General features: G+C 72.1%; 31 protein-coding genes. 11 read left to right on the forward strand and 20 right to left on the reverse strand.

Going from position 1 to position 26591, the window contains the following annotated elements; translation table 11 throughout:
* Nucleotides 1-65 precede the first annotated feature (65 nt).
* The 4 genes from lgt to CF165_RS38095 are packed head-to-tail and all read right to left on the reverse strand — an operon-like array spanning nucleotide 66 to nucleotide 4890.
* Nucleotides 66-1148, reverse strand: a complete 1083-nt coding sequence (gene lgt, locus CF165_RS38080; protein WP_205661081.1) for a prolipoprotein diacylglyceryl transferase — start codon at nucleotides 1146-1148, stop codon at nucleotides 66-68.
* Nucleotides 1149-1166: 18 nt separating this feature from the next.
* A complete protein-coding gene (locus CF165_RS38085; RefSeq protein WP_093952456.1) occupies nucleotides 1167-2339 on the reverse strand; it encodes a M20 metallopeptidase family protein in 1173 nt (390 codons plus the stop codon).
* On the reverse strand, nucleotides 2336-3460 hold the full coding sequence (locus tag CF165_RS38090; RefSeq protein ID WP_093952457.1) for an amidohydrolase family protein: 1125 nt from the start codon (nucleotides 3458-3460) through the stop codon (nucleotides 2336-2338). The genes CF165_RS38085 and CF165_RS38090 overlap by 4 nt, the downstream gene beginning before the upstream one ends.
* Nucleotides 3457-4890 carry an APC family permease gene (locus CF165_RS38095; protein WP_240521960.1) on the reverse strand — a complete coding sequence of 478 codons (1434 nt, stop codon included), beginning with the start codon at nucleotides 4888-4890 and terminating at the stop codon, nucleotides 3457-3459. Before CF165_RS38095 ends, CF165_RS38090 begins: the two co-directional genes overlap by 4 nt.
* 53 nt (nucleotides 4891-4943) lie before the next feature.
* Between CF165_RS38095 and CF165_RS38100 the strand changes: the two genes are divergently transcribed.
* Both CF165_RS38100 and CF165_RS38105 read left to right on the forward strand, forming a co-directional pair.
* Nucleotides 4944-6302: a type I glutamate--ammonia ligase gene (locus CF165_RS38100; protein WP_205661082.1), complete on the forward strand. Its 1359-nt coding sequence runs from the start codon at nucleotides 4944-4946 to the stop codon at nucleotides 6300-6302.
* A gap of 175 nt (nucleotides 6303-6477) precedes the next feature.
* A complete protein-coding gene (locus CF165_RS38105) occupies nucleotides 6478-7719 on the forward strand; it encodes a hypothetical protein (protein WP_093952460.1) in 1242 nt (413 codons plus the stop codon).
* 44 nt (nucleotides 7720-7763) lie between these two features.
* Here the strand turns inward: CF165_RS38105 and CF165_RS38110 are convergent, their stop codons facing one another.
* The 6 genes from CF165_RS38110 to CF165_RS38135 all read right to left on the reverse strand — a co-directional run bounded on the left by CF165_RS38110 (nucleotide 7764) and on the right by CF165_RS38135 (nucleotide 13561).
* Entirely contained in the window at nucleotides 7764-8426 is a 663-nt protein-coding gene (locus tag CF165_RS38110; RefSeq protein ID WP_093952461.1) for a peptidoglycan recognition protein family protein, read from the reverse strand.
* A 92-nt stretch (nucleotides 8427-8518) separates the two neighbouring features.
* Nucleotides 8519-9310, reverse strand: coding sequence for a tryptophan synthase subunit alpha (gene trpA, locus CF165_RS38115; protein WP_093952462.1), 792 nt, complete (start codon nucleotides 9308-9310; stop codon nucleotides 8519-8521).
* Nucleotides 9307-10518, reverse strand: coding sequence for a tryptophan synthase subunit beta (gene trpB / locus CF165_RS38120; RefSeq protein WP_093952463.1), 1212 nt, complete (start codon nucleotides 10516-10518; stop codon nucleotides 9307-9309). Before trpB ends, trpA begins: the two co-directional genes overlap by 4 nt.
* Complete coding sequence (gene trpC, locus CF165_RS38125) at nucleotides 10515-11324, reverse strand: indole-3-glycerol phosphate synthase TrpC (protein ID WP_093952464.1); 810 nt, start codon at nucleotides 11322-11324, stop codon at nucleotides 10515-10517. Before trpC ends, trpB begins: the two co-directional genes overlap by 4 nt.
* A 124-nt stretch (nucleotides 11325-11448) precedes the next feature.
* Entirely contained in the window at nucleotides 11449-11976 is a 528-nt protein-coding gene (locus tag CF165_RS38130; RefSeq protein WP_093952465.1) for a Trp biosynthesis-associated membrane protein, read from the reverse strand.
* A gap of 25 nt (nucleotides 11977-12001) precedes the next feature.
* Complete coding sequence (locus CF165_RS38135) at nucleotides 12002-13561, reverse strand: anthranilate synthase component I (protein ID WP_093952466.1); 1560 nt, start codon at nucleotides 13559-13561, stop codon at nucleotides 12002-12004.
* A gap of 169 nt (nucleotides 13562-13730) precedes the next feature.
* Between CF165_RS38135 and CF165_RS38140 the strand changes: the two genes are divergently transcribed.
* On the forward strand, nucleotides 13731-14345 hold the full coding sequence (locus tag CF165_RS38140) for a TetR/AcrR family transcriptional regulator (RefSeq protein WP_167441696.1): 615 nt from the start codon (nucleotides 13731-13733) through the stop codon (nucleotides 14343-14345).
* Here CF165_RS38140 and CF165_RS38145 read toward each other — a convergent pair.
* From CF165_RS38145 to hisF, 5 genes are all read right to left on the reverse strand, one after another.
* Nucleotides 14321-15394, reverse strand: coding sequence for a DUF3592 domain-containing protein (locus CF165_RS38145; RefSeq protein WP_240521961.1), 1074 nt, complete (start codon nucleotides 15392-15394; stop codon nucleotides 14321-14323). The two genes, CF165_RS38140 and CF165_RS38145, sit on opposite strands and share 25 nt — an antisense overlap.
* 179 nt (nucleotides 15395-15573) lie before the next feature.
* Entirely contained in the window at nucleotides 15574-15936 is a 363-nt protein-coding gene (locus CF165_RS38150; RefSeq protein WP_020644760.1) for a DUF1304 domain-containing protein, read from the reverse strand.
* Nucleotides 15933-16295, reverse strand: a complete 363-nt coding sequence (hisI, locus tag CF165_RS38155) for a phosphoribosyl-AMP cyclohydrolase (protein ID WP_093952468.1) — start codon at nucleotides 16293-16295, stop codon at nucleotides 15933-15935. Before hisI ends, CF165_RS38150 begins: the two co-directional genes overlap by 4 nt.
* On the reverse strand, nucleotides 16292-16669 hold the full coding sequence (locus CF165_RS38160) for a hypothetical protein (protein WP_093952469.1): 378 nt from the start codon (nucleotides 16667-16669) through the stop codon (nucleotides 16292-16294). The genes hisI and CF165_RS38160 overlap by 4 nt, the downstream gene beginning before the upstream one ends.
* Nucleotides 16666-17439 carry an imidazole glycerol phosphate synthase subunit HisF gene (gene hisF, locus CF165_RS38165; RefSeq protein WP_093952470.1) on the reverse strand — a complete coding sequence of 258 codons (774 nt, stop codon included), beginning with the start codon at nucleotides 17437-17439 and terminating at the stop codon, nucleotides 16666-16668. Before hisF ends, CF165_RS38160 begins: the two co-directional genes overlap by 4 nt.
* 38 nt (nucleotides 17440-17477) lie before the next feature.
* Between hisF and CF165_RS53505 the strand changes: the two genes are divergently transcribed.
* The 4 genes from CF165_RS53505 to CF165_RS38185 all read left to right on the forward strand — a co-directional run bounded on the left by CF165_RS53505 (nucleotide 17478) and on the right by CF165_RS38185 (nucleotide 21068).
* Nucleotides 17478-18056, forward strand: coding sequence for a TetR/AcrR family transcriptional regulator (locus tag CF165_RS53505; RefSeq protein WP_093952471.1), 579 nt, complete (start codon nucleotides 17478-17480; stop codon nucleotides 18054-18056).
* Nucleotides 18057-18358: 302 nt separating this feature from the next.
* Entirely contained in the window at nucleotides 18359-19588 is a 1230-nt protein-coding gene (locus CF165_RS38175) for a phytase (RefSeq protein WP_240521964.1), read from the forward strand.
* Nucleotides 19589-19602: 14 nt separating this feature from the next.
* Nucleotides 19603-20100, forward strand: a complete 498-nt coding sequence (locus tag CF165_RS38180; protein WP_093952472.1) for an RNA polymerase sigma factor — start codon at nucleotides 19603-19605, stop codon at nucleotides 20098-20100.
* On the forward strand, nucleotides 20097-21068 hold the full coding sequence (locus CF165_RS38185) for a hypothetical protein (protein ID WP_093952473.1): 972 nt from the start codon (nucleotides 20097-20099) through the stop codon (nucleotides 21066-21068). The genes CF165_RS38180 and CF165_RS38185 overlap by 4 nt, the downstream gene beginning before the upstream one ends.
* On the opposite strand, the gene CF165_RS38190 is transcribed toward CF165_RS38185, so the two are convergent.
* On the reverse strand, nucleotides 21058-21999 hold the full coding sequence (locus CF165_RS38190) for a hypothetical protein (RefSeq protein WP_093952497.1): 942 nt from the start codon (nucleotides 21997-21999) through the stop codon (nucleotides 21058-21060). The two genes, CF165_RS38185 and CF165_RS38190, sit on opposite strands and share 11 nt — an antisense overlap.
* 297 nt (nucleotides 22000-22296) lie before the next feature.
* Here CF165_RS38190 and CF165_RS38195 point away from each other — a divergent pair, with 297 nt between their 5' ends.
* Genes CF165_RS38195 through CF165_RS38205 form a run of 3 tightly spaced genes read left to right on the forward strand, consistent with a single transcriptional unit; the run spans nucleotide 22297 to nucleotide 24141 of the window.
* Nucleotides 22297-23010 carry an ABC transporter ATP-binding protein gene (locus CF165_RS38195; RefSeq protein WP_093952474.1) on the forward strand — a complete coding sequence of 238 codons (714 nt, stop codon included), beginning with the start codon at nucleotides 22297-22299 and terminating at the stop codon, nucleotides 23008-23010.
* Entirely contained in the window at nucleotides 23007-23741 is a 735-nt protein-coding gene (locus CF165_RS38200; RefSeq protein ID WP_093952475.1) for an ABC transporter permease, read from the forward strand. Before CF165_RS38195 ends, CF165_RS38200 begins: the two co-directional genes overlap by 4 nt.
* Nucleotides 23742-23754: 13 nt before the next feature.
* Nucleotides 23755-24141: a PPOX class F420-dependent oxidoreductase gene (locus CF165_RS38205; protein WP_093952476.1), complete on the forward strand. Its 387-nt coding sequence runs from the start codon at nucleotides 23755-23757 to the stop codon at nucleotides 24139-24141.
* Here CF165_RS38205 and CF165_RS38210 read toward each other — a convergent pair.
* The 3 genes from CF165_RS38210 to CF165_RS38220 all read right to left on the reverse strand — a co-directional run bounded on the left by CF165_RS38210 (nucleotide 24125) and on the right by CF165_RS38220 (nucleotide 25692).
* Nucleotides 24125-24601, reverse strand: a complete 477-nt coding sequence (locus tag CF165_RS38210; RefSeq protein WP_093952477.1) for a GNAT family N-acetyltransferase — start codon at nucleotides 24599-24601, stop codon at nucleotides 24125-24127. The two genes, CF165_RS38205 and CF165_RS38210, sit on opposite strands and share 17 nt — an antisense overlap.
* A 75-nt stretch (nucleotides 24602-24676) precedes the next feature.
* Complete coding sequence (locus CF165_RS38215; protein ID WP_093952478.1) at nucleotides 24677-25042, reverse strand: DUF1330 domain-containing protein; 366 nt, start codon at nucleotides 25040-25042, stop codon at nucleotides 24677-24679.
* A gap of 56 nt (nucleotides 25043-25098) precedes the next feature.
* Nucleotides 25099-25692, reverse strand: a complete 594-nt coding sequence (locus CF165_RS38220; protein ID WP_093952479.1) for a TetR/AcrR family transcriptional regulator — start codon at nucleotides 25690-25692, stop codon at nucleotides 25099-25101.
* 83 nt (nucleotides 25693-25775) lie between these two features.
* Here CF165_RS38220 and CF165_RS38225 point away from each other — a divergent pair, with 83 nt between their 5' ends.
* Nucleotides 25776-26360, forward strand: coding sequence for a dihydrofolate reductase family protein (locus CF165_RS38225; RefSeq protein WP_093952480.1), 585 nt, complete (start codon nucleotides 25776-25778; stop codon nucleotides 26358-26360).
* On the opposite strand, the gene CF165_RS38230 is transcribed toward CF165_RS38225, so the two are convergent.
* On the reverse strand, nucleotides 26357-26551 hold the full coding sequence (locus CF165_RS38230; RefSeq protein WP_093952481.1) for a hypothetical protein: 195 nt from the start codon (nucleotides 26549-26551) through the stop codon (nucleotides 26357-26359). The genes CF165_RS38225 and CF165_RS38230 overlap by 4 nt on opposite strands.
* Nucleotides 26552-26591: the final 40 nt, after the last annotated feature.

Genomic DNA, 26591 nt, shown 5'->3' on the forward strand with positions numbered 1-26591 from the left:
CCCAATGTGGCGTTCGGTGCGTCCAACGCAACCAACGCCACATTGGGGCGCTCGAAACCGGCGCTTCAGCTCTCGTCGGTCTTCTTCGGCTCCTGGGCCGGTGCCTCCGAGGAAGCCGGCTTGTCCGCGGCAGCCGGGGCATCGGCCGCAACCTTCGCCGGCTCGGGCTCGTCGGCGGCAACCTTCGCGGGCTCGGACTCGCCGGCGACTGCGGAATCGGCCTCCGAAGCCTCGGCCTCCCCCGCGGCCACCGGGACCTCGTCCGGCCCCACGGCGTCCTTGCTCACCAGCGTCTCCGGTGCCTCCCGCGGCCCCCGCCGTCCGGCGACCACGAAGTAGGCCACCGCCCCGAGGAACAGCAGGATCGACGTCCACACGTTCACCCGCAGCCCGAGGATGTGGTTCGCGGTGTCGGTCCGCATCATCTCGATCCAGCCACGCCCCACGGTGTACCCGGCGACGTACAGCGCGAACACCCGCCCGTGCCCGAGCTTGAAGCGCCGGTCCGCCCACACCACCAGTAGCGCGACCAGCAGGTTCCAGAGCAGCTCGTAGAGGAACGTCGGGTGGACCGGGCTCTCCGGCAGCGGGATGTGCCCCGTCGCGACGCCGTTCAGCAGGTTGTCCGGGTCCTCCGGGTTGAAGCGCTGGTAGACCTCCAGGCCCCACGGCAGGTCCGTGTGCGCGCCGTACAGCTCCTGGTTGAAGTAGTTGCCGATGCGGCCGATGGCCTGCGCGACGATGATGCCGGGGGCGACCGCGTCCGCCATCGCCGGCAGCGGGATGCCCTTGCGGCGGCAGGCGATGAGCGCGCCCACCGCGCCGAGGGCGATCGCGCCCCAGATGCCGAGGCCGCCGTCCCAGATCGCGAACGCGTTCCACGGGTTGCGGCCCTCGGTGAAGTACAGCTCGGGGTCGGTGATCACGTGGTACAACCGGCCGCCGACCAGGCCGAACGGCACGGCGAACACGGCGAGGTCGATCACCGTGCCCTTGGTGCCGCCGCGGGCGATCCAGCGCCGTTCGCCCCACCAGATCGCCACGATGATGCCGGCGATGATGCACAGGGCGTACGCGCGGATCGGGATCGGCCCCAGGTGCCAGACCCCACGGTCGGGGCTGGGGATCGTCGCGAGGTAGGCGCTCATCACGCGGCCACCGTAGCGCTAGCCCGCCGGTACCTCCAAGGCGGCCAGATAACCCGCGACCAGCGCGTGCGCGACCTGGGTGACGGCCTCGTCGCGGGGGAGGAACCGTTCGTCGTGCAGGCTCGGCACACCCGCGGTGTCGCCGAGGCCGACGAACATCATCAGCCCGCGGGTTCCGCCGCCGCAGTAGTGGGCGAAGTCGTCGGCGCCGAACGACCGGAACTTGTCGTCCACGGCGAAGCCCGCGTGACGCAGCCACTGCTGGGCACCCGAGGCCAGCGCCGGATCGTTGTCCAGTACCGGCTCGCAGGGGCTGATCTCGAGTTCGGCGGTGCAGCCGTGGGCCCGCGCGGTGCCGTGCACGATGTCGGCCAGCGTTTCCAGGGCCCGTTCGCGGTCCTTCGTGCGCATCAGGCGCAGGGAGCCGAACGCGCTCGCGCTGTTCGGGACGACGTTGGCCGCGGCGCCGCCCTGGATGCGGCCGATGGAGCAGACCGCGCCGAACACCGGGTCGATCCGCCGCGACGCGAGCTGCTGCAGGCTCACGACCAGCTGCGACAGCGCCAGGATCGGGTCGCGCAGCAGGTGCGGGTAGCCGGCGTGACCGCCCTGGCCGTGCATGGTCACCTCGAACTCGTCGGTGGAGGCGTTCACCGGGCCGGGCACCGCGGACACCATGCCGTGCGTGATCCGCGGCTGGACGTGCGCGCCGATCACGGTGTCCACCCCGCAGTCGGCCAGCACCCCGGACTCGACGACGTCGAGCGCGCCGGGCGGGGACGTCTCCTCGCGCGGCTGCAGCAGCGCGAGGATCGGCCGCGGCACGCCGATGCGCTGCGCGGCCCGGCCCACGGCGACCAGCGCGGCGAGGTGGACGTCGTGGCCGCACGCGTGCATCAGGTCGTTCCCGGACGCCCACGGCACGCCGGTGCCCTCCAGCACCGGGAGGGCGTCGAGCTCGGCCCGCAGCGCCACGGCCGGGCCGTCGGACGTGCCGGGCAGCCGGATCGCGCGGCCGGTCTTGGCGACGCGGACACCGTCACCCGCGCCGAGCGCGGCGACCACCTGGCGGGCGGTGTCCTCCTCGTCGCCGGAACCGCGGGGGTCGGCGTGCACCGTGTGCCGGAGCTCGACGGCGGCGGGCAGTTCGTCGGCGATCGCCCGCGTCCACCGGGTCCACAGTTCACTCACACGTGCTCCAAGCGGTAGATCCTCGTCGCGTTCTCGTGCCCCACCAAAGCACACAGCCGGACGGCGTCCTTTTCGGACATCGCGTCGGCGTCGAGCGCGGTACGCAGGAAGTCCGACAAACCCTGCCGGAACAGGGCCGTGCCCAGGTGGTACAGCTCGGCCAGGCCGAAGGCGTCGGTCGAGAAGAGCACCTTCCCGAACGGCGCGATCTCCAGGAGCTCGGCCAGCACGGCCGGCGCCCGGAACCCCGCGTTGTGCGTGATGAGCCCGGCGTCGACGAACACGTGCTCGAAGACCTGCGCCAGATACGCGGCATTTCGGTGGAAGGGGTAGTTGTGCAACAGCAGGATCGGCACGCCGCGGTCGCGGGTCGCCCGCAGCAGCCCGGTGAGCAGCAGCGGGTCACAGCGGTGCAAATCCACGTCGGAGTCGCCGTAGCCGACGTGGAACTGCACCGGCAGGCCGAGGTCGAGGCCGGTGAACACGAGGTGCCGGTGCAGCACCTCGTCGGCCAGGCGACCGCCGCCCCCGGCGAGCCACCGCCCGGCCGCGGCCTCGACTTCGGACGGCGACGGCCGCTCCCCCGCCAGTCCGAGGCCGACACGGTAGGCCGCGATCGACTTGAGCCCGACCGCCTTTTCCGCCTGTTTCCCCAGCTCGTCGGCGAAAGCGGCGGCGAACCCGGCCGCGGTCGTCCCCTGGATCACCGCCTCGGCAACCTGTTCCAGCCGGACGACGTCGTGCGCTCGCGTCCCCGCCAGCCCGGCGAACTCGGCCGTCGTGGTCAGCGAGTCCGGCAGGAACCCGCCGTCCAGGAGGAAATCGGTCGTCCCGGTGGCCCGCAGGAACCGCCGGGCCACCTCGTCCGCGCCGAGGGCGGCACGGCGTTCGAGGTAGACCTCGGCCGGGGCGTGCTTCGGCAGGTCGAGCACGGGCGCGCAGCGTTCGCGCACGGCCAGCCCGACGAGCGAGTCGAACAGGCTCGTACCCAGCGGCGACGGCGCGTCGGCTTCGGTCAGCATCGCCTCGAAGCCCGCGCGGGTGACGTCCCCGGTGACGACGCCGTGGCAGTGGTGGTCCACCAGCGGCAGGTCCGAGACGAACGGGAGCAGTCCGGTCATGCGCCTCCGTCCGCACTCGTCAGCCTCTCCCCCACCCTACGAGCGTAAGCGGGCGCGGCAAGCACCAAGATCACCGCGAGCAGCAGAACGGCCCCGACCACCACGGGGAACCACCGCGCCGGGCCCTCGGTGGGATACGGCACGACGTTGACGTACACGGTGTACCCGAGCACGGCGAGCGCGCCGACCGGGAACACGAGGTGCCACCGCGGGACGCGCTTCCGGCGCTTCACGAACAGCAGCAGGATCGCGCCGATCGTCGTGAGCAGGTAGATGACCAGCAGCACGAGCGTCCCGATCGAGCCGGACCAGGCGAAGGTGTCCGACGCGGTCGCGCCGAAGAACACCGCGCACACCACGATGATCAGCGCCGCCGCGGCGGTCACGGCCGTCACCGCGGTCACCGGCGTGCCGCGCGAAGACGTCCGGCCGATGCCGCGGCCGCCGACCGCGTCACGGCCCAGGGCGAACAGCAGCCGCGAGCCGCCGACGACGCAGGCGAGGCAGCAGCCGAACGCGCTGATCGCGGCGCCGGCGCTGATGACGTCGCCGACCCACGCGCCGGCGTACCGGCTGCCGAGGTCGCCGAGCAGCGACGGCGAGTCGTGGAACGCGGTCGCGTCGGTGCCGAAGGCCATCATCTCGACCGCGGTGACCACGACGAAGTAGCCGCCGCCGAAGATCGCCGTGCCGAGGATCGCGCGCGGGATGTTGCGCTTCGGGTCGTGGGTTTCCTCGCCGAGCGTCGCGGCGGCTTCGAACCCGGCGAAGGACAGGAACCCGAAGACGGCGCCGAGGAACACGCCGGACAGCCCGGTTTCCGGGACGAAGACGTCCATCGTGAACCGCGCGCCGCCGGGTGCGCCACCGGCGAGCAGGCGCACCAGGATCACCACGGTGACCAGCAGGATCACCGCGATGGTCGCGCCTTCGACGGCCAGCAGCGTGCTCGTCCCGCGGCGCGCGGGCACCACGGACAGCAGCCAGGCGCCGGCCAGCGCGACGGCGGTGAGCACGAACGGGCCCCACGACGGCGGGTCCGGCCAGAGTCCGACCTGCGCGAGGAAAGCGGTGCCGAGCGTGCCCGCGGCCGAGCTCGTGACGACCGCGTAGAACGTGTATGTGCCGAGGAGACCGATGCCGGAGACGACACCCGCGCGCGGGCCGAGCGTCGCGCCGACGAAGGCGTACACCGAGCCGGCGTGCTGGTAGTACTGGCAGAGCTTGACGAAGCCGTACGCGACGAGCAGCACCCCGACCGCCGAAAGCAGGAAGGCGAGCGGGACGGCGCGGCCGGCGGCGGCCGCGGTCTGCTGGGGGTTGATGTTGGCGGCCATGCTCGGGGCCATCAACGCGACGGACAGGCCGACGGCCTGCCATACGGAGAGGGAGCGGCGCAGACCTGGACGGGTTTCGACGGTGTCTGACACGATCTTCACCTCTTTCTCAGGCGAGAAGACCAGTGAACAGTGATGGGGGCAGGATGAGCCAGCTCGATCGGGCGGAGCTCGCGCAACAAGGTGCCATCAGGGCCGACGGCCTGCGCGCCGCCGGCGTCGAGCTCGTCGCGTTGACCTTCGTGGACAACAGCGGCATCGCGCGGGTGAAGGCCGTGCCGGTGGACCGGCTGTGGTCGGCGGCGGGGTGGGGTGTCGGCGCGTCGAACTCGTTCGACTTCTTCCTGGCCACCGACGACATCGTCGGCGGTACGCATTCCCGCGGCCCGGTCGGCGACCTGCGGCTGCACCCGGACCTCGACGCGCTCGTGCCGCTGGCCGCGCAGCCGGGCTGGGCGTGGGCGCCGGCGTGGCGGTACGACCAGGAGGGCCTGCCGCACCCGCAGGACGCGCGGGCGCTGGCGGCGGCCGCGACGGCCCGGCTCGCGGCGCGGGGCTACAACGTCCGGACGGCGTTCGAGATCGAGTGGGTGATCACGGCGGCCGACGCGCCCGACGACCCGCGTTCGGCGACGGCGGGACCGGCCTACGGCTACGCACGCCTTTCCTCGCAGGCGGCCTACCTGCGCGCCCTGGTCTCGGCGCTGTCCGCGCAGGGCGTCGCGGTGGAGCAGATCCACCCCGAATACGCGTCGGGGCAGTTCGAGCTGTCCGTGGCGGCCGGCGATCCCGTGCGGGCGGCCGACGTCGCGGTGCTGACGCGCGAGACGATCCGCACGGTCAGTCAGCGGCACGGGCTGCGCGCGTCGTTCACGCCGAAGTTCGCGCCGGACGGCGTCGGCAACGGCGGTCACGTCCACCTGAGCCTCTGGGACGGGGACCGCAACCTGTGCGCGGGCGGCGACCGGCGGTTCGGGCTCACGGAGACGGCCGAAGCGTTCGGTGCCGGGATCTTCTCGCGGCTGCCGGCCCTGCTGGCGATCGGCGCGCCTTCGGTGGTCAGCTACCTGCGGCTCGAACCGCACCACTGGGCCGGGGTGTTCCACGCGTGGGGCCTGGAAAACCGCGAGGCCCCGCTGCGGCTGGTGCAGGGCCCGGCCGGGCAGCGCGACCGGGCGGCGAACTTCGAGGTCAAGTGCTTCGACCTGACGGCGAACCCGTACCTGGTGGTGGCGGCGCTGCTGTTCGCGGGCCTGGCCGGCCTGGATTCCGGGGCGAGCCTGCCGGAACCGGTGGACGTCGACCCGGGCACGCTCCCCTCGGCGGAGCGGCTGCCGACGACACTGGCCGAAGCGGTGACGGCGTTCGAAGCGGACTCCGCGTTGACCTCGGCGTTCGGGCCGGAGCTGGCGACGACGGTGATGGACGTGCGCCGCGGGGAGATCGACCGGCTCGGCGCACTGGCGCCCGAGGAGCTGTGCGCCGTGATGCGGTATCTCCATTGATCTTTTGTGCGGCACCATTCGCCGCGAATGCCGCTTTTCTGCCCAGAAATGGTTCTGTGATCCGGCCGTTATCCGTGCTAGCGTCCCGCAGCGGGTGAGGTGAGGAGGCCGAAAGAAGGCACAGTCCATGCCAGAAGCTCGTCCCCGCCACCGGCAACGGCCTTGGAAGCTCAAGGTGACCGTCGCGGTGGCCGCGGCGTCGCTGGCTGCGGTCGGAATCGCGGTGGCCGCACCGCGCACCCCGGCACCGCCGCCCGCGACCCCCAATTCCTCCTGCACCCTGAAGGTGCCCGAAGATCCGCTTTCGGCGCGTGGCCTGGCCACGCCGTACCAGCTCGCCGCGACCGATCAGCGCCAGGGCGCGTGTCACGAGGCGGTCGACGCCCAGGGCGCCTTCGCCGAGGCGACGATCCTCGACCCCGCCACCGGGAAGCTGTCGGTGTACCACCCGCTCGTCGTCGACGCGGGCCGCGCGCCCGCCGCGCCGCCGGTCGTCCCGGCCCTGCCCCGGAACGCCGTCGTCGGCCTGTGGTTCGGCTTCAACGGCGACACGCTGACCCTCGGCGGCAGCCCGGCCGCGCTGAAGGCGGGCCGGTGCGTGAACGGGCTGGGCCGCTCGCTGTTCGGCCAGGTCGCCTTCTGCGGCGCGCAGGCGTTCTTCGACGCGGCGAACACCGCCGTGCGGGCCGGCAAGCTGCGGATCCCCCCGCTGGGCCGGGCGAAGGACGGCCGGCCGTGCCCGTCGGTGCGTGACTTCTCGCTGGTGGACCAGGACCAGAGCGACAACGTGACGACGACCTACCTCGCGACGCGCGACGGCCGGACGGCCCAGGCCACGGCGGCGAACGCCCGCGTCCTCGGCAAGCCGGCCACCCTCGCCAACGGCAGCGACAACCGGCTGCTCGACGCCTTCGTGGACCCGGCGCTGGGCTGCACGCCGTTCACGGTCCCGGATCTCACCGACCGCGGCCGCCCCACGACGTCGCTCGCCCTCAACGAGCTGCAGGCCGCGGCCGGGCAGCGGAACCCGGTGGCGCTGGTGCCGCCGGGCGACCCGATGACGCTGGTCGGCGGCAAACCCAGCACGGCCAAGACGAACCTTTACCGCGCGGGGGTCGACCAGCCCCCGCTGGACCGGCGGACGGCGAGCACCCGGGCGTACTGCCGCACCCTGCGCTCGGCGGGGCTCGACCGGCTCACGGCCGACCGCCGCCTGCTGCGGCCGGCGCCGTCCCCCGACGACGGCGTCAGCCTGCTGAAGTTCCTGACCGACCGGCTCCAGGGATCGTTGCAGCAGCTGGGCTGCACCCGCCCGGCCGCGTCGGCCCACCCCGGCGCGGCGGCCGAGCCGGACCCGGCCGACCAGGCCGCGGCGACCGACGCCGTCCGGACGCTGGGCACGCTCGAGAACGGATGAAGCCGCCGGCCGCGCCGGGACGTCTCGGCGCGGCCGGCGGAGCTTTACCCGGCCATCGCCCTGGCGACCTCGGTGCGCAGCTGCGGAAGCTTCGCGTAGAGGCGGTCACCGGGGCATTCGGTGTTGTAGTAGTCGCGGTGGCCCTTGATCTCCGAGACGGGGATGCCGTACTGCCGGCAGATGTAGGCACACATGAGGACGAGCGAGGCCCATTGCGCCTGAGGCGGCTCGACGCTGGTGTAGAGGCCTTCGTTCTCGATGCCGATGGCGTTGGTGTTCTGGCCGGGGCAGTGCGCGCCCTGGATCATGGTGGTGCGGCCGCGCACGGTGCTCAGGCTGCCGTGCCGGCCTTCCATGCGGTAGCCGCCGCGGCTGACGGTGAAGTGCTGGCCGGTGTCGGACCAGCCGTTGTTGTCGATGTGGTCGTGCTGGGTGTCGCGGGCGATCTGGAAGGCCTGGGCCAGCGAGTAGTCGGTGGTGTTGACGCTGGCGATGTGGTGGATGAGGACCCGGTTGGCGGGGTGGTCGAGCGTGGTGAGCGCATCGGCGGGCGGCCGCGCACCCCACTCGTCACAGCTGTAGATCCGCGGCTCGGTGGCGGCTTGCGCGGCACCGGGAAGCAGCAGCCCGGCAGCGCCCGCGACGGCGAGACCGGCGGCGCCGCGGAGGAAGGTCCGGCGCTGGAGACGTCCAAGGTCGAAGTCCATGATCCGGACTGTGCCGGTGACGTGTACAGGTTTCGTACAAACGCTCTCAGAGCTGGAGCGACCAGGTGGGCCGTCCGGCGTTCAAGTACGCCTCAGGCAGGGGTGACAGCCCGGCGCACGCCCTCAGCCAGCTCCTCCGACAGCGCGCGAACCCCCGAAGCACCTTCAGCGGCCGCCGTGACGAGGGCCGAGCCCACGATCACCGCGTCCGCGAAGGCCGCCACCTGGGCCGCCTGCTCGCCGGACCGGACGCCGAGGCCCACGCCGATCGGCAACGTCGTGTGGACTCGCGTGCGGCGGACCAGTTCCTCCGCGCCCGCGCCGACCTGGTCGCGGGCGCCCGTGACGCCCATCACCGCGGTCGCGTAAATGAAGCCCGACGACGCAGCCGCCGTGAGGGCGAGCCGCTCCTCCGACGACGACGGTGCCACCAGGAAAGTCCGGTCCAGGCCGTGCTCTTCCGAAGCGGTCATCCACGCAGCGGCTTCGTCCGGGATCAGGTCCGGCGTGATCAAGCCGAGGCCGCCCGCCGAAGCGAGGTCGCGCGCGAAGCGGTCCACGCCGTAGCGGTTCACCGGGTTCCAGTACGTCATCACCACCGCGCGGCCGCCGCGTGCCGACACCGACTCGACCACCTCGAACAGGTGCTTCAGCCGGAAGCCGTTGTCCAGCGCCGTCACCGAGGCGGCCTGGATCGTCGGGCCGTCCATCACCGGGTCCGAGTACGGGACGCCGACCTCGATCAGGTCCGCGCCGCCGTCGACGCACGCCGCGATCAGGTCCTTCGACCCGTCGACCGTGGGGAAGCCGGCCGGGAGGTAACCGATCAGCGCGCCGCGTCCCTCGGCCCGCGTCGAGGCGAAAAGGTCGTCCAGCCCGCTCATCCGTTCACCAGCCCGAACCACTTCGCCGCCGTGTCCATGTCCTTGTCGCCGCGGCCCGACAGGTTCACGACGATCAAGCCGTCGGGGCCCAGCTCGCGGCCCAGGTCCAGCGCGCCGGCCAGGGCGTGCGCCGACTCGATCGCCGGGATGATGCCCTCGGTGCGGGACAGCAGCTTGAACGCGTCCATCGCCTGGGCGTCGGTGATCGGGCGGTACTCGGCGCGGCCGGTGTCCTTGAGCCACGCGTGCTCCGGGCCGACACCCGGGTAGTCGAGCCCGGCCGAGATCGAGTGCGACTCGACCGTCTGGCCGTCCTCGTCCTGCAGCAGGTACGTCATCGCGCCGTGCAGGCTGCCCGGGGTGCCCTTCGTGAGGGTCGCGCCGTGGCGGTTGCCCTCGATGCCCTCGCCGCCCGGCTCCAGGCCGACCAGCCGCACGGAGGGGTCGTCGTAGAACCCCGAGAAGATGCCGATCGCGTTCGACCCGCCGCCGACGCACGCCGCGACGACGTCGGGCAGGCGGCCGGCCTGCTCCAGGATCTGCTCGCGGGCCTCGGTGCCGATGACGTGGTGGAAGTTGCGGACCATCGTCGGGAACGGCGCCGGACCGGCGGCCGTGCCGAAGAGGTAGTGCGTCGTGTCGGCGTTGGTGACCCAGTCGCGCAGGGCCTCGTTGATCGCGTCCTTCAGCGTCCGCGAACCGGTCTTGACCGGGATCACCTCGGCGCCGAGCAGCCGCATGCGGGCCACGTTCAGCGACTGGCGCTCGGTGTCGACCTCGCCCATGTAGACGACGCAGTCGAGGTCGAGCAGCGCGCACGCGGTGGCCGTCGCGACGCCGTGCTGGCCCGCGCCGGTCTCGGCGATCACGCGCTTCTTGCCCATGCGCTTGGTGAGCAGCGCCTGGCCCAGCACGTTGTTGATCTTGTGCGAGCCGGTGTGGTTCAGGTCTTCCCGCTTGAGGAACACCCGCGCGCCGCCGGCGTGCTCGCCGAAGCGCTTGGCCTCGGTGAGCAGCGACGGGCGGCCCGCGTAGTCCTTCAGCAGGCGGTTGAACTCGTTCAGGAACTCCGGGTCGTGCCGGGCCTTGTCGTACTCGGTGGCGACCTCGTCGACGACGCCGATGAGCGCCTCCGGCATGAACCGCCCGCCGTACGGGCCGTAGTAGCCCCGCTCGTCCGGGTCGTGCTTGTCGTGCTGTTCCGTCACCGCGACGGCCTCGGGCAGGCGGGGTGGGAGCCGGCCGTGACCAGCTTGACCAGGGCGCCCTTCGGGTCGCCGGAAGCGACGAGCCCCTCGCCGACCAGCACCGCGTCGGCGCCGTGGCCGGCGTAGGACATCAGGTCTCCCGGGCCGCGGACACCGGACTCGGCGACCTTGTAGACGTCCATCGGCAGGCCGGGGGCCAGCCGCGAGAAGACGTCGCGGTCCACCTCGAGGGTGTGCAGGTTGCGCGCGTTGACGCCGATGACCTTGGCGCCCGCCTCGAGGGCCCGGTCGGCCTCCTCGGCGTTGTGGATCTCCACCAGCGCGGTCATGCCGAGCGATTCGACGCGGTCGAGCAGCGAGACGAGCGCGTTCTGCTCCAGCGCGGCGACGATCAGCAGCACCATGTCGGCGCCGTGCAGGCGGGCCTCGTGCACCTGGTAGGGGCTGACGATGAAGTCCTTGCGCAGGATCGGCGTGTCCACGGCCGCACGCACGGCGTCGAGGTCGGCCAGCGAACCACCGAAGCGGCGCTGCTCGGTCAGCACGCTGATCACGCGCGCACCGCCGTCTTCGTAGTCCTTCGCCAGCGCGGCCGGGTCGGGGATGTCGGCCAGGTCACCCTTGGAGGGGCTGCGCCGCTTGACTTCGGCGATCACGCCGATGCCGGACTCGCGCAGGGCGGCCATGACGTCGCGGGGCGCCGGGGCGGCGGCCGCGCGGATCTTCAGCTCGTCGAACGGCAGCGCGGACTCCCGCACGGCGAGGTCTTCCCGCACGCCGGCGACGATGTCTTCGAGCACGCTCACCGGGCGCCCCCGCCCGGGCACGTGCTCACGGATTCATTCGCAAGGTCGCTCACAAAAACCTTCCCCTTCCCGCCGAAACGATGCTAACCCCCGCATCCGAGACGCCCGGTTCCGGGTGTGCGCGTTACTCCGAATGCCCACCCCGGCGGTCCGTCGGATCTTCCCCTTCGGACAAGGCCTCCCACAGCTCGGCGTCCGGATCCCGCTCCTTCTTCCGCGTGGCCGGGGCAGCGTATTTCGCGCCGAGCCGGGCGCTCCGGCCGGCGGTCCTGACCGCTGCCAACCCGCCGGCGGCGACGAGAATTCCCCCGAGCACGGCCAGGCCGCGCCCGAGCAGCATCTGGGTCACCGGCAGCCCGTCGGCGTAGCCGCCGAAGCGGACGCCGTCGACGCCGGTCCAGACCGCGGCGAGCCCGGCCAGCGCCAGGACGACGCCGAGCACGCGCCGCGCCCAGCCCCCGGTGGCCACCAGCCCGGCCACGCCGGCCAGGGCCAGCAGCGCCAGCGGCACGAGCGCCGTCGCCCGCTGTTCGCCGGTTTCGCGGTAGAGCACCGTCCCCCGTACGCCGCCGTCGCGGAACTCGGCGAACCACGTCAGCCGTGACGCTCCCCACAGGGCCACGGCGCCCAGCAGCAGCGCGACCACGATCATCCACAGTGGACGGCGTGACGGCGTGTCAGACATGGGCGCTGTCCGCGGCCGGGTCGAGGGCGCCCGCCGCCACCATCGTCTGCGCGGCGGCCACGGCCGAGAGCACGGTCCTGGCCTTGTTCAGCGATTCGGTGTCCTCGTAGTCCGGCACCGAGTCGGCGACCACCCCGCCGCCGGCCTGGACGTGCGCGATGCCGTCCTTGACCAGTGCCGTGCGGATCGCGATCGCCGTGTCGGCGTCGCCGGCGAAGTCGAGGTAACCGACGACCCCGCCGTACAGCGCGCGGCGGACCGGCTCCAGCTCCTCGATCAGCTCCATCGCGCGGACCTTCGGCGCGCCGGACAGCGTCCCGGCGGGGAAGCACGCCGTGACCGCGTCGAACGCCGTCTTGCCGTCGGCCAGCTCACCGGTGACGGTCGACACGATGTGCATGACGTGGCTGTAGCGCTCGATCTGGAAGAAGTCGACGACGCGCACGGTGCCCGGCTTGCAGACCTTGCCGAGGTCGTTGCGGCCGAGGTCGACGAGCATGAGGTGCTCGGCGCGCTCCTTCTCGTCGGCGAGGAGGTCCTTGGCCAGCTGGGCGTCCTCCTCCGGGTCGGCGCCGCGCCAGCGGGTGCCCGCGATCGGGTGCGTGGTCGCGCGGCCGTCCCGCACGGTGACCAGCGACTCGGGGCTGGAGCCGACGATGTCGAAGCCGTCGAGCCGCAGCAGGTACATGTACGGGCTCGGGTTGGACGTCCGGAGCACGCGGTAGATGTCGATCGCGTCGGCGGCCGTGGGGATCTCGAACCGTTGCGACGGCACGATCTGGAACGCTTCGCCGGCCTTGATCGCCTCGACGGCCTTCTCGACCGCGGCGTGGAAGTCCGCTTTCGACCGCTTCCGGGTGAACTCGGGCGCGGGCCGGTCGAACGCGGCGATGGTGGCGGGCGCGGGCACCTGCAGCTGCTCGGTCATCGCGCTCAGCCGGGCGACGGCGTCGTCGTAGGCCGCGTCCACGCGCTCGGGCGAGTCGTCCCAGTTGACGGCGTTCGCGATGAGCGTGACCGTGCCTTCGTGGTGGTCGAACGCGGCCAGGTCGGTGGCGAGGAGCATGGTCAGCTCGGGGATGTCGAGGTCTCGCTCGGCCAGTTCCGGCAGCTTTTCCAGCCACCGCACGGCGTCGTAGCCGATGTAGCCGACCATGCCGCCGGTCAGCGGCGGCAATCCGGGCAGCGGTTCGGTGTGCAACGCTTCGATCGTTTCGCGCAGCACTTCCAGCGGGTTGCCTTCGGCGGGCAGGCCGACCGGCGGCGTGCCGGTCCAGACGGCTTCGCCGTCGCGGACGGTGAGCGCGGCCGGGCTGCGGACGCCGATGAACGACCAGCGGGTCCAGGACGCGCCGTTTTCCGCGGACTCGAACAGGAAGGTGCCGGGCCGGTCGGCGGCGAGCTTGCGGTAGACCCCGATCGGCGTCTCGCCGTCGGCGAGGACCCGGCGCACGACCGGGATCACGCGGCGGCTCTCGGCGAGGGCGCGGAAGTCCTCGCGGGAGGGGCTGACCGAGCCGGGGCCGGACGGACCGGCGGATGCGCTGACCATGCGGCTCATTGTGCCGCCCCGGCCGATCGCGGTGCCCAAGCGGCTCCGCCAAGGTCCTGAATGACTCGTTCAGGACCTCCCGGGCCCTGAATGAGTCATTCAGGACGTGCGCGGCGGCACAAATTCAATGAATGTTGAATTTGTCGGGCGCGTGGGTCATGATGGAGCCGTGAGCACCACGGACAACCCCGAGACTACTGCCCGCCGCCGGGGGCGGCGGCCCGCCGGGCAGGACACCCGCACCGCGCTGATCGAAGCCGCGCGGGCCGTGTTCGCCGAAAACGGCTACGACGGCGCCACCGTGCGCGCCATCGCCACCCGCGCCGGGGTCGACGCCGCGATGGTCAACCACTGGTTCGGCAGCAAGGAGGGCCTGTTCGCGCAAGCGGTCCTCGAGCTTCCGTTCGACCCCATGGAGCTGCAGAAGGCCCTGCGCGACGGACCCGGCGACGAACTGGGCGAACGGATCGTCCGCACCTTCATCACCCGCTGGGACAGCGCGGGCGGCGGCCAGTTCGTGGCGCTCATCCGCAGCATCACCGGCCACGAACAGGCCGGGCACGTGCTGCGCGACTTCTTCCAGCGGTTCTTCAGCGGGCTGATCTCCTCGATCGGCTCCGACCGCATCCCGCTGCGCATGAACCTCTGCGCGACCCAGATGGTGGGCCTGGGCATGGTCCGGTACGTGGCGAAGTTCGAGCCGCTCGCCACCGAGGAGGTCGAGGTGCTGGTGCGGGCGATCGCGCCGAACCTGCAGCGCTACCTCACCGGCGAAATCGGCTGAGCCCGCTCCCGGCACGCCCTCCGCGCGGACGCCGGGATCGCGTACGGCCCCGGCCGGTACGGGCCGTTGGGGAAGAGGACGACCATGTCCGGGCCCCAGCCGCCGATCCACGCGAGCCGGTCCGTGTAGACCGCCATCGGCTTGGCGCGGTGCAGTGAACGCGCGGCGCGCAGCACGATCACGGTGCCGTCGCGGTAGCGGACGTGGACGTCCGGCAGGTGCCGGTTCCGGCCGCGGGTGCGGTCGGGCACGACGTCGACCGTGGCGACGCGCCACCCGGTGGCCGCGACGGCGCGGGCCCGCCGCCGCCAGCCCACCGCGGCGGCGACCGCGAACGGCGCTCCGCCGAACCCGGCCACGAGCCGGATCACCGCGAGGTTGAGGAGGACCTGGTCGTCGTTCGGCTCCTCGGTGGTGCGCACGCGCTCCGGGCCGGTGCGGTCGACCACCACGGTGACCCCCTCGCCGACGTGGTACCGGTGCTCCGAAGTCTGGACGATCCGCACGGTCCGGGCGCCGAAGCCCACCTCGATCCAGTACGTGCCGCGGGACCGGTGGTGCACGGACAGCACGACGCCCTCGAACCGGGCCCCGGTCGCGAGGAGGTCCGCGGCGGCCTCGTCGAGCAGGACCTGGCCGGTGATCCCGGCGATGGCCAGCGCGACCCAGACCAGGACGAGGGCCGAGGCGCGGCGCGCGAGCCGACGCAGCCCGGCGGTCTCCGCCACGAAGTCGATCCGGCGGTCGCGGTCGGCGTCGTCCGCCGGCGGCAGCCAGGAGCCGAAGTCCTGCTCCATCGCCGCGGTACGGAACCGGCGGGCGAGAAAGCTCAGCTCGAAGACGCCGAGAACCGCGAGACCGGCGGATGCCGCCAAGGTGGTGAAAAGGGCGGGAAGTTCGCCGGACCCGAAGACGGGGGCTTTCCGGACGAGCAGGTAAGCGACCAGGGACACCAGGAAAAAGCCGAAGACGGCCGCGCCGGTCACCGTGACGGCCTGCCACACCGCCCGCCGCCGGAGGAGACCGAGAAGGGAACCGTCGAGCGCCATCAGCCGAGCTTAGAAGCCCTGAGCTGCGGAGACGGTGCGAGAAACGGCACAGGCCGGAAGGGCAACCGGACGGCCTCGCCGAGCGTGCAAGTGAGCAGGTCCACCGTCACCCGGATGCGGGAAGGAATGGTGGTTCATCGCCATTCCTGGACACCATTGGTCAATTCGGGGAATCGACGTCAGCGCGCGAGCAGGAGCGCGATCAGTGCCAGCGCTCCGGGAACCACCTGGACGAACAGGATCCGCTTGCTGGCCGTCGCGGCGCCGTACAGGCCCGCGACGATCACGCACACGATCCCGTACAGCTTCAGCTGGAACCCGGTCGGGTCACTCGCGATGAGGCCCCACACCAGTGCGAGCGCGAGGAAACCGTTGTACAGCCCCTGGTTCGCGGCGAGCGTCTTCGTCTCCTCCGCGAACTCCTTCGTCGTGCCGAAGCCGGCGCGGGCGCGCGGGGTCGTCCACAGGAACATCTCCAGGACGACGATGTAGAGGTGGATCAGGGCGACGAGCCCGACCAGGATGTCGGCGACGATGGTCACGCGTGCTCTTTCTCATCCGCCAGGAGGAGGCGTTCCTCGGTGTCGAAACAGGTGTGCGTGCCGGTGTGACAAGCCGGGCCGGTCTGGTCGACGCGCAGCAGGACTGTATCCCCGTCGCAGTCGATCCGCACTTCGCGGACGTGCTGGTAGTGCCCGGACGTCTCGCCCTTGACCCACAGCTTTCCGCGGCTGCGCGACCAGTACGTGCCACGGCGGGTGGCCAGGGTGGCGGCGAGGGCGTCGTCGTTCATCCAGGCCATCATCAGCACGTCCGAGGTGGCGTGCTCGACGACGACGGCGGCGATCAGGCCGTCGGCGTTGCGCTTGAGGCGCGCCGAGACGGCCGGGTCGAGGCTCATGCTTGCGCTCCCAGGATGTGCCGCTTGAGCGGCATCGAGTTCAACAGGACGAACGCGTAGCCGTAGCCCGCGAAGGACAGGCCGGAGAACAGCTTGTTCCACCACAGCGCCGCGCCGAGCAGGAGGAACGCGTGCAGCAGCGCGAAGACGACGCTGACGACCATGCCGCCGATGCGGGCGCTGCCCATTTTGTGCACGAGCCCGGTGGTGACGACGCCGCCGAGGATGAGCGCGAGCGCCGGCATCCGGTAGATGGCCAGGCCCGAGCCGGCGCTCAGCACGGGGATCAGGTCGAGCAGCGCCCACGCGACGGGCAGCCCGACCAGCAGGCCGGCGACGACCTTCACCTCGGCGGGTGCTTGCCAGGTCCTCATCGGACCTCGACCCCGCCGTCGCGCAGAGCGGTCTTGACGTCGCCGATCTTCAGCTGTCCGAAGTGGAACACGCTGGCCGCGAGCACCGCGTCCGCGCCGGTCCGGACCGCGGGCAGGAAGTGCTCGACCGCGCCCGCTCCCCCGCTGGCGATCACCGGGACCCGCACGGCTTTGCGCACCAGCCCGATGAGTTCGAGGTCGAAGCCGTTCTTCGTGCCGTCGGCGTCCATCGAGTTCAGCAGGATCTCGCCGACGCCCAGCTCTTCGCCGCGCGCGGCCCACTCGACGGCGTCGATGCCGGTGCCGCGGCGGCCGCCGTGGGTGGTGACCTCGAACCCGGAGGCCGTCGGCTCGCCGCCCTCGGGCACGCGGCGCGCGTCGACCGACAGCACGATGCACTGGGCACCGAACCTTCTCGATGCTTCGCTGAGGAACTCCGGCCGGGCGATGGCGGCGGTGTTGATGCTCACCTTGTCCGCCCCGGTGCGCAGGAGCCGGTTGACGTCGTCGTTGCTGCGGACGCCGCCGCCGACGGTGAGCGGGATGAAGACCTGCTCGGCGGTGCGGCGGACCACGTCGTAGGTGGTTTCGCGGTCGCCGGAGGACGCCGTGACGTCGAGGAACGTCAGCTCGTCGGCCCCCTCGGCGTCGTAACGCCGGGCCAGCTCGACCGGGTCGCCGGCGTCACGGAGGCCGGCGAAGTTGACACCCTTCACGACCCGGCCCGCGTCGACGTCGAGACAGGGGATCACCCGCACCGCGACAGACATGGTCACCAGCGTAGTCAAGGGGGTTCTAAGCTCGGACAATGGCACGGGCGGGACGGCGGCCGGGGCAGACCGAGACGCGCGAGAAGATCCTCGACGCGGCGCGGCACCGGTTCGCCGAGCTGGGGTACGACGGAGCGACGGTCCGCGGGATCGCCGCCGACGCGGGCGTGAACGCGGCCCTGCTGCACCACTTCTTCGGCACCAAGCAGGAGCTGTTCGCGGCGGCGATGAACCTGCCGGTGAACCCGGCGTCCCTGGTGCCGTCGATCCTCGCGGGGCCGCGCGCATCGCTGGGTGAACGCCTGGTGCGGGCGTTCCTGGCGGTCTGGGCGGAGCCGGCGGGCCGGACGCCGTTCGTCGCGATGCTGCGCGCGGCGGCGACGAACGAACAGGTCGCGCTGATGATGCGCCAGTTCATCGAGCGCACGGTGCTGGCCGAGGTCGCCCGGTCCCTGGAGGTGCCGAAGATCCGGGTGACGGGCATCGCGGCGCAGATGATCGGGATCGCGCTGCTGCGGTACGTGATCAAGCTGCCGCCGCTGGTGCACGCCTCCGACGACGAGATCGTGGAGATGCTCGCCCCGGTGGCCCAGTACTACCTCGCGCCGCCTGCCTGAGCAGCCCCCGTTTCCACGCTACCGGCGGGCACCGACAGTTCCGGGCGCTCGCGGCCGACGAAGCTCGGCTTGTCCACAGTGCCGGGCAAGCGCCCCAATGTGGCGTTGGTTGCGTTCAACGCACCGAACGCCACATTGGGTGCGTCTGACGCACCGAACGCCACATTGGGGCGCTCGAGACTCGGGCCCCCGGAACTGTCGGCCCCTCCCGGTAGGCTGGAAACCGGGGCTGCTCATCACGGCGCGTTCATTCCCCGGCCATCCGATTCGTCTAGTTTGCGCCCGTGCGCAGACTCCTCCCGGTGGCCGTGGCCGCCGTCTCCCTGCTGTCCGCCGTCCCCGCTTCCGCCGCGCCGTGCGACCCGTCGCCAGTCGCGCAGACGCAAGCGTTCGTCGACGACGCGAGCGCGTCCCCGGCGAACGCCGACGCCGACGATCCCGCGATCTGGGTCCACCCGCGCGACCCTGAGCGCAGCGTCGTCATCGGCACGCTCAAGGAAGGCGGGCTCGCCGCGTTCGACCTGGCCGGGCGGACCCTGCAGCTGGTCCCGGCCGGGCCGAAGGGCCGGTTCAACAACGTCGACGTCGTCGGCGACCTGGCCGTGGTCAGCGACCGCGGACGGGACCGGATCCGGGTCTACCGGATCGACCCGGCGGCCGCCCACGTCCTGACCGACGTCACCGATCCGGCCGCGGCGCCGGTGTTCTCGACGTCGGAGTCCGAAGTGGACAGTCAGCGGACGGCGTACGGCCTGGCGGCGGGCCGCGACCCGCGCACCGGTGACCGGCGGGTCGCGGTGACCCGGCGGCACGAGACGCGGGTGGCGCTGCTGCGGCTCGTGGACAAGCCCGACGGGACCGTCGGCACCGAAAAGATCGCCACGGTGGACCTGCCGTCGGCCTTCCGGCTGCCGGACGGCACGACCTGGGCGCCGTGCGAGGAGCCCGGTGAAAGACCGCAGCTGGAAGGCTCGGTGCTCGACGGCCGTGTGCTCTACACCGCCCAGGAGGACGTCGGGATCTGGCGGATCCCGCTCACGCCGGGCGGCTTCGGGCGGCCCGAGCTGATCGACCGCGTGCGGTCCTACGGCGTCCCGCAGCGCTGGGACCCCGCGGCCGAAGAGTGCGTGCCGGACGGCGCCGACCCCGGGTTCGGCGGCCGGTGGCTCACCGCGGACGCCGAGGGCCTGGCGCTGGCGGACGGCACGCTGTTCGCGTCCAGCCAGGGCGACTCGCGCTTCGTCGTGTACGGCCGCCGCACGCGTGACCTGCGGATCGTCGCGGGCCGCGGCACGGACTCGGTCGAGCACTCCGACGGCTCGGCGATCACCACGGCGTCGCTGGGCCGCCGCTTCCCGCACGGCCTCCTGGTCGTCCACGACGGCGAACGCCGCCCGGCCGACGGCGACCTCCCGACCAACGGTTTCGCGTTCCTCCGGCTCGAGGACGTCATCCCGCGACAAACGCCGCGACAAAAAAGTCCCGTCCGCATGCAGCAGTCCGGCCCCCTCGCGCGTCCATGGGATGGGTGACGGAAGGGACGTGCGTGGGTTTCGAAGAGTTCGTGGCGGAGCGGCTGGACGGGCTGCTCCGCTACGCCACCGTCCTGACGAACGACCCGCACCTGGCGCAGGACATCGTCCAGGACGTGCTCCTGCGCGCCCAGCAACGCTGGGACGCCATCGCCGCGCCGCCGACCTACGTGCGGCGGATGGTCACCAACGAGTACCTGTCGTGGCGGCGGCGGGCCGTGCGGCGGATGGTGCCGAGCAGCCACGACGTCCTGGACGCGCTGAGCCCACCGTCGGCCGACCCGGCCACCGCCTACGACGAGCGGGACGCGATGCTCGGCCTCCTGGCCACGCTGCCCCGCAAACAGCGCGCGGCGATCGTGCTGCGCTACTACGAGAGCTACTCCGACGCCGAGATCGCCGCGGTCCTGCGCTGCGGCGTGTCCACCGTGCGCAGCCAGATCTCCCGCGCCCTGGCCACCCTGCGCCAGGCCCCGCACCCCACGGCCCTGACCACCGGAGCCCCCGAATGAGCCGCAGCGAGCACGAGACCGAGACGCTGATCCGGGAGAGCCTGGACCGCCTCGCCGCCCGCGCGCCGGACGGTCACGCGGTGCGCGACGCGCTCGCCCGCGCCGGGCGGCAGCGGCGGCCGGCGACCCGGCTGGCGCTGGTCGCCGCCGCGGTGGTCGCGCTGGTCGCCGGCGTCGTCGCCGGCACGCAGCTGCTCACCACGGTCGACCTGGTGCCCGCCGCGAGCCGCCCGGTGCTCGGCTACAGCCCCGGCTGGCTGCCCGACGGCTTCACCGAGCAGTACCGCGAGGGCGGCCCCGGCACCGCGCCGCAGGTCCGGCGGTGGTTCGCCGGGCCGGCGGAGATCACGCTGTCGGCGTACTCGCCGGTCGACCCCGAGTGGTCGCAGACCGCGCTGAAGATCGCGTCGCTCGGGGACCAGATCCTGGTGCGCGGCCGGGTCGCCATGGTCACCGGCGACACCGGCTCGGCCGCGCTCCTGACCTGGCTCGCCGACGAAACGCACGTGCTGACCGCCCACGTCTCCGGCGTCCCGGACGCCCGCGCGGTGGCGATGCGCGTCGCCGAGTCCGTCACCGCCAAGCCGGTCGGCGTCCGCGGCGAGCTGCGGTTCGGCCCGCTCCCGGCGGGACTGGCCGAACGCTCGGCCGCGGTCCGGGGCACCGGCCCGGAGGACGGCTCGACCGAGCTGACGGCCGCGGCCCCGGGCGGGCCGCCGGTCCGGGCCGCCGTCGGCGCGGGATCCCCCGGCGTGAACGGCGCCGCCCCGATCGTGGTGCGGGGCAGCCACGGCTTCTTCCTGGCCCCGGCGAACGGCAAGGACGCGACGGTCGCGGTCCGGCTGCCGTCCGGACGCTGGCTGACGGTTTCGGGCGCGCAGCCGGAAGCCGTGCTGGCCGCCGTCGCGGACAGCGTCCAGCTCGACCCCTCGCCCGACTACCGCTGGCTGGGCCGGGCTACCAGCTGATCATCGGGAACCAGATGATCCCGAGCCTGCCGAGCACGCGGACGTCCCAGTAGAGCAGCGTGAAGGTGCCGCCGACGAGCAGGGCCGCGCCGGTCACGGTCGCGATCCGGGCCGGCTTCGCGGCCAGCCAGCGTTGCACGCGCCCGCCCGTGGCGTGCGTCAGGATGAGGAACAGCACCGCCATGACGACGATGTTGCCGACCGACTGGAGCGCGAACGCGGCGGCGCCGTACAGGACGTTGTGCTGTTCCGCGGCGCTGCGGAACATGATCCGGAAGAGCGGGTACGGCCGCCCGATGAGGAACCCGCCGATGAGCGCGCCCATCAGGACCAGCGGCGCGGCCGGGTGGCGGCGCAGGAACCCCGGACCGCGGAGAAGGCCGAGCGCGATCAAGCCCAGCAGCAGGAACACCAGGCCGACGACCCCGAAGGCGATCATCGACTGGACGCTGCGCGGGGACAGCCGGGTGGTCTGCGCGGTGGAGAACTGCGGCATCCGGGTGCCGACGAGCGCGACGATCACGCCGTACACGACCGACACGGTGAGCATGCCGGCGGCGATCCAGCCGAGCGGCTTGAGCGTGGTGGCGAACCGCCGCTTTTCGCCCGCCTGGCCGCCGACCAGCGGTGCGACCGCCCCGAAGGCGGCGATGTTGCAAGCGGTGAACGAACCCGCGAGCCCGGAGACGAAGGCGAACAGCGTCCCGGCGAGGACGCCACCGATCGGGGTGGCTTTCGCGTCGTATCCGAGGAGCCCGTTCGCGACGCTGTCGCCGATCACGGAGTCGACGAAGGGCGCCGACCAGATCGCGGTCAGCACGAAGCCGGCGAGGACCGCGGCGGCGGCGATCGCGGCGCGGCGCGCGGGATAGGGCCCCGCGCCGAAGAAGCTCGCTTGCGGGTGAACCGGTAGTTCGCGTGCGACGATCATCGGCATCCCTCCGGTGTGCGGGGCCTGCGGATACATCGTCCCAAAAGAGGGGTTGGCGCGCTTCCGCCTGCTTGCCCATCGCGGTGTGCCGCGTGGACTCTTGACGCGCCTTCAGCGCCTGAGCCGGTCCCGGAAGCGTCCGGCTCCGCCTCCGGACCGATCCACAACGTCATGAACGACTCTTTCCTGTCGTCAGACGTCATGAATGAGTCGTTCATGACCTCCGGCCACCACCGCGGGTCCGAGCCACCGGCCACCCCCTTGACCTGCCTTCTCAACGGGCGCAGAATTAAACGCATGACTAATTCAGCGCTGCGGGTCGCCGGCCTGCGGGTCCGCCGCGGTGGCCGGCCGGTGGTGCGGGACGTGAGCTTCGAGGTGCCGCGTGGCGCCGTCACCGGGCTGCTCGGCCCGAGCGGCTGCGGCAAGACCACGCTGATGCGGGCGGTCGTCGGCGTGCAGATCGTCGAGGGCGGCACGGTCACCGTGCTCGGCCTGCCCGCCGGCAGCCCGCCGCTGCGGCGCCGGATCGGGTACGCGACGCAGAACCCCGCCATCTACGCCGACCTGACCATCCGGGAGGCCCTGCGGTACTTCGCCGCGGTGCTGCGCGCGCCGGCGTCCGATGTGGACAGAGTCATTGCCGAGGTGGGGCTGGCCGACCACGCCGGGAAGCTCGTCGGCTCGCTCTCCGGCGGGCAGCACAGCCGCGCCAACCTCGCCGTCGCCCTGCTCGGCACGCCGGAGCTGCTGGTGCTCGACGAGCCGACCGTCGGGCTCGACCCGGTCCTGCGCGACGAGCTGTGGGCGCTGTTCCGCCGGCTCGCCGAGGCCGGCGCCACGCTGCTGGTGTCCAGCCACGTCATGGACGAAGCGGCGCGCTGCGACCGGCTCCTGCTCATGCGCGAAGGCGTCCTCCTCGCCGACGACGCGCCCCTCGCGCTGCGGGAGCGCACCGGGGCCGCCGACCTCGAACAGGCCTTCCTCCACCTCGTGAAGGCGGCGTCATGAACCCCGCGCTGACCCTCGCCACCACCCGGCGCATCCTGACGCAGCTGCGGCACGACCCGCGCACCGTCGTGATGCTGATCCTGGTGCCGACGCTGCTGATGGTCCTGCTGCGGTACGTGTTCAACTCGACGCTGGTGTTCAGCCACGTCGCGCCCGCGCTGCTCGGCGTGTTCCCCTTCCTGATCATGTTCCTCATCGCCTCGATCACGACGTTGCGCGAGCGGACGACGGCGACGCTCGAACGCTTGATGACGCTCCCCATCGGACGGCTCGACCTGCTCTTCGGCTACGCGCTGGCGTTCGGCGCGATCGCCGTCGTCCAGGTCGCGGTCGCGGCGGGCGTCTCGCTGTGGTGGCTCGGCCTCGACCTGGCGGGCCCGGTGGCGATGCTGCTGCTGATCGCCCTGCTCGACGCGCTGCTGGGGATGGCGCTCGGACTGTTCGTCAGCGCCTTCGCGCGCACCGAGTTCCAGGCCGTGCAGTTCATGCCGGTGTTCGTGCTGCCGCAGATCCTGCTGTGCGGGCTGTTCGTGCCGCGCGCGGACATGGGCTGGCTGCTGCGGTGGCTGTCGGACGTGATGCCGCTGTCGTACGCGGTCGAGGCGCTGAACCGGGTGACGGCGGCGGCCACGATCGACGCGGTGATCCTGCGCGACCTGCTGGTCGTCGCCTGCTGCGCGCTGCTGGCGCTGATGCTCGGCGCGGCGACGCTGCGGCGGCGGACGCCGTGACTACCGTGGGCGCATGGCATCCGAAACGGACCGGCTCGCCGCCGAGCGCTACGTCGTCCTGACCACGTTCCGCCGTGACGGGCGCGCCGTGCCGACCCCGATCTGGGTGGCCGGCGACGGCGGTGAGCTCGTGCTGTGGTCGGAGCGGAAGGCCGGGAAGGTCAAGCGCATCCGCAACAGTGGCCGGGTGGAGGTCCAGGCGTGCGACGTCCGCGGGCGGAAGACGCACGGCGCCGTCGTCACCGGACAGGCCCGGCTGCTCGACGCCGAGGGGACCGAACGGGTCCGGAAGGTGATCGCCCGCAAGTACGGCGTCGTCGGGCGCGTCACGATGTTCTTCTCGAAGCTGCGCGGCCCGGCGGACCGGACGGTCGGGATCGCGGTCAAAGTGGACGGCTGAAGCTGCGGAAGCCGCGTCTGAGGTAGTTCGGCAGCGCGTTCGGGTGGTCGAGCGACGAGGTGTGCAGCCAGACCCGGCGCGCACCGGGCACGGTCCACGCGTCGGCGACGACGAGGGTGAGCGCGTACCCGCCGAGTCCTTTGCCGACGAACTCCGGCAGCAGGCCGAAGGTGGTGATCTCGACGTCACCACCGGGCTGCGGCTCGAAGTCGGCGGCGCCGGCGACCTCGCCGCGGTACTCGACGAGCCGGTACCGCCGCGCCGGTTCGGCGAACCAGCGTTCCCACCCGTCGTCGCTCCGGGACGCGCTCGGCCACCGGTACGGCGTCCCGATCCGGACGTGCAGGTCTTTGACCCCCGGCCCCGGCTCCGTGGCCCGCAGCGCGACGCCGTCGACGACGGGCGCGGGGTTGAGCTGATCGGCGGCGGTCATTTCGAGCTCGGTGACGATCTCCTCCACCCGCGGCAACCTACGACTCCCGCGGACCGCTGTCAGCCGCTTTTCGGCCCACGGCAATGACAACGTGATCGGGATCTACGCCGAGTACTGAACCTGGCTGGCGGCCGCCGCGCGCATGGCCGCGGCCATGGCGGCCGAGTCGTGGTCCGGACCGCACCCTTCGACGATGACCAGGTCACCGGGGATGTGATCAGCTCGCATCCGCAGGATCTCCTGGTACGCGGGCGAGTCGTACCACTCGTGCGCCGCGGCGACGTCCGGGAACTCGATGACCACGAGCGAGCCGGGCCATTCGCCCTCCAGCACCTGCACCGGCGCGCCGTGCACGAGGAACTTGCCGCCGTACGGATCGAGCGTCGCCTGGATGCGCTCCAGGTACTGGAACGCTTCGCCGGGCAGCACGGCGGGCGGGCGCAGGTGGGCGAGTCCGTAGGCGGTCATGGCATTCCTTTCGTCGTCCTGAAAGGAATGCTGGCCCACCGGCGGCGCCGGGTCGATTACGCCGGAGGTAATGCCGGCTGCCCCGCCAGCAGCCGATCGACCAGAGCCGTGACCATGTCACGCCGTTGCTCCTCGGTGAACAGATCGGGCAACGTCAGCCGTTCCACGATCAGCCAGTTCAGCGCCAGCCACAGCAGGACCACCATCGTGCCGTCGCCGGGCAGGCCGGACTTCTCGTGGTAGGAGACGTTGAACTCGACGTCCGCCCGGATGCGCCGGGTCAGCACGTCCCGCAGCTCCGGCCGGCGGGTGGCTTCCAGCCGCAGTTCCAGCAGGGCCAGGAAACCCGTCGGGAACGCGGCCACGCGATCGACGAGCTCGTGCATCAGCTCGGTGACGCGGGCCCGGTCGCGCGCCCCCGCCAGGCCGCCCGCGAGGACCGCGTCGTCGACCAGCCGCTCGTAGACCCGCTCCCCCGCGTGCTTGAGGATTTCATCGCGGCTCGAGAAGTAGTTGGAGGCCGTGCCGACCGGCACCCCGGCCTGCTGGTCGACCGCGCGGAAGGTGAGGCCCCGCGCGCCCTCGTTGGCCAGGACCTCGATCGAGGCGTCGAGCAGCGCCGCCCGCCGCTCCGGGTTGCGTCGGACCATTGACACCACTCCAGGCGTAGTACTATCGTCAAAACCACTCCAACTAAAGTACTACGCTCGGAGTTATCGAAATAGGGGGACCCTTGCGCAAGCTCGTGTACTTCATCGGCGTCAGCATCGACGGCATGATCGCCGGGCCGGACGGCGACACCGGCTTCCACCCCCTCGCGCCCGACATGGTCGCCCACCTCCGCACGGAGTTCCCGGAGACCATGCCGACCCACATCCGCCCGCTCATCGGAATGGCCGTGGACACGCCGAACAAGCGGTACGACACGGTCGTCATGGGCCGCGGCACCTACCAGCCGGCCCTGAACGAAGGCATCGACAGCCCGTACACACACCTCCGGCAGTACGTAGTCTCACGGTCGCTGACCGGGATCGCCGACCCGGCCGTCACGCTCGTGCCCGGCGACCCACTGGCGCTCGTGCGGCAGCTCAAAGCGGAGGACGGCGACCTGGACGTCTGGCTGTGCGGAGGCGCGAATCTGGCTGGCCAGCTGCTGCCGGAGATCGACGAGCTGGTGGTCAAGTCGTACCCGGTGGTCGCGGGCGGCGGGGTGCCGATGTTCAGCGGGGGCTTCGGGCCGCGCGGCTTCACACCCGTGGAAGTCCTGACGTTCGGCCACGGCGGCACGGTCACGACCTACCGTCCACCACAGGGCTAACGGCCCCGCGTCGCCTTGCGGATCTCCTCCGAGGCTTCCCGGTAAGCCGGTGCGGCGCGGGCGAAGTAGTCGAACAGCACCTCCTGCTGCTCGGGCGAATACCCGCCGATGACCTCGGCGATGCGGCCGCGGGCCGGGCCGACGATCGCCTCGACCCCGGCGAGCACGTCCGGCACCGGTTCGGCCAGCACCTTGCGCCGGTCGGCCGGGTCGGCGGCGCGGCGGACCGCG

It is taken from the genome of Amycolatopsis vastitatis (genome assembly GCF_002234595.1).
Classification (GTDB): domain Bacteria; phylum Actinomycetota; class Actinomycetes; order Mycobacteriales; family Pseudonocardiaceae; genus Amycolatopsis; species Amycolatopsis vastitatis.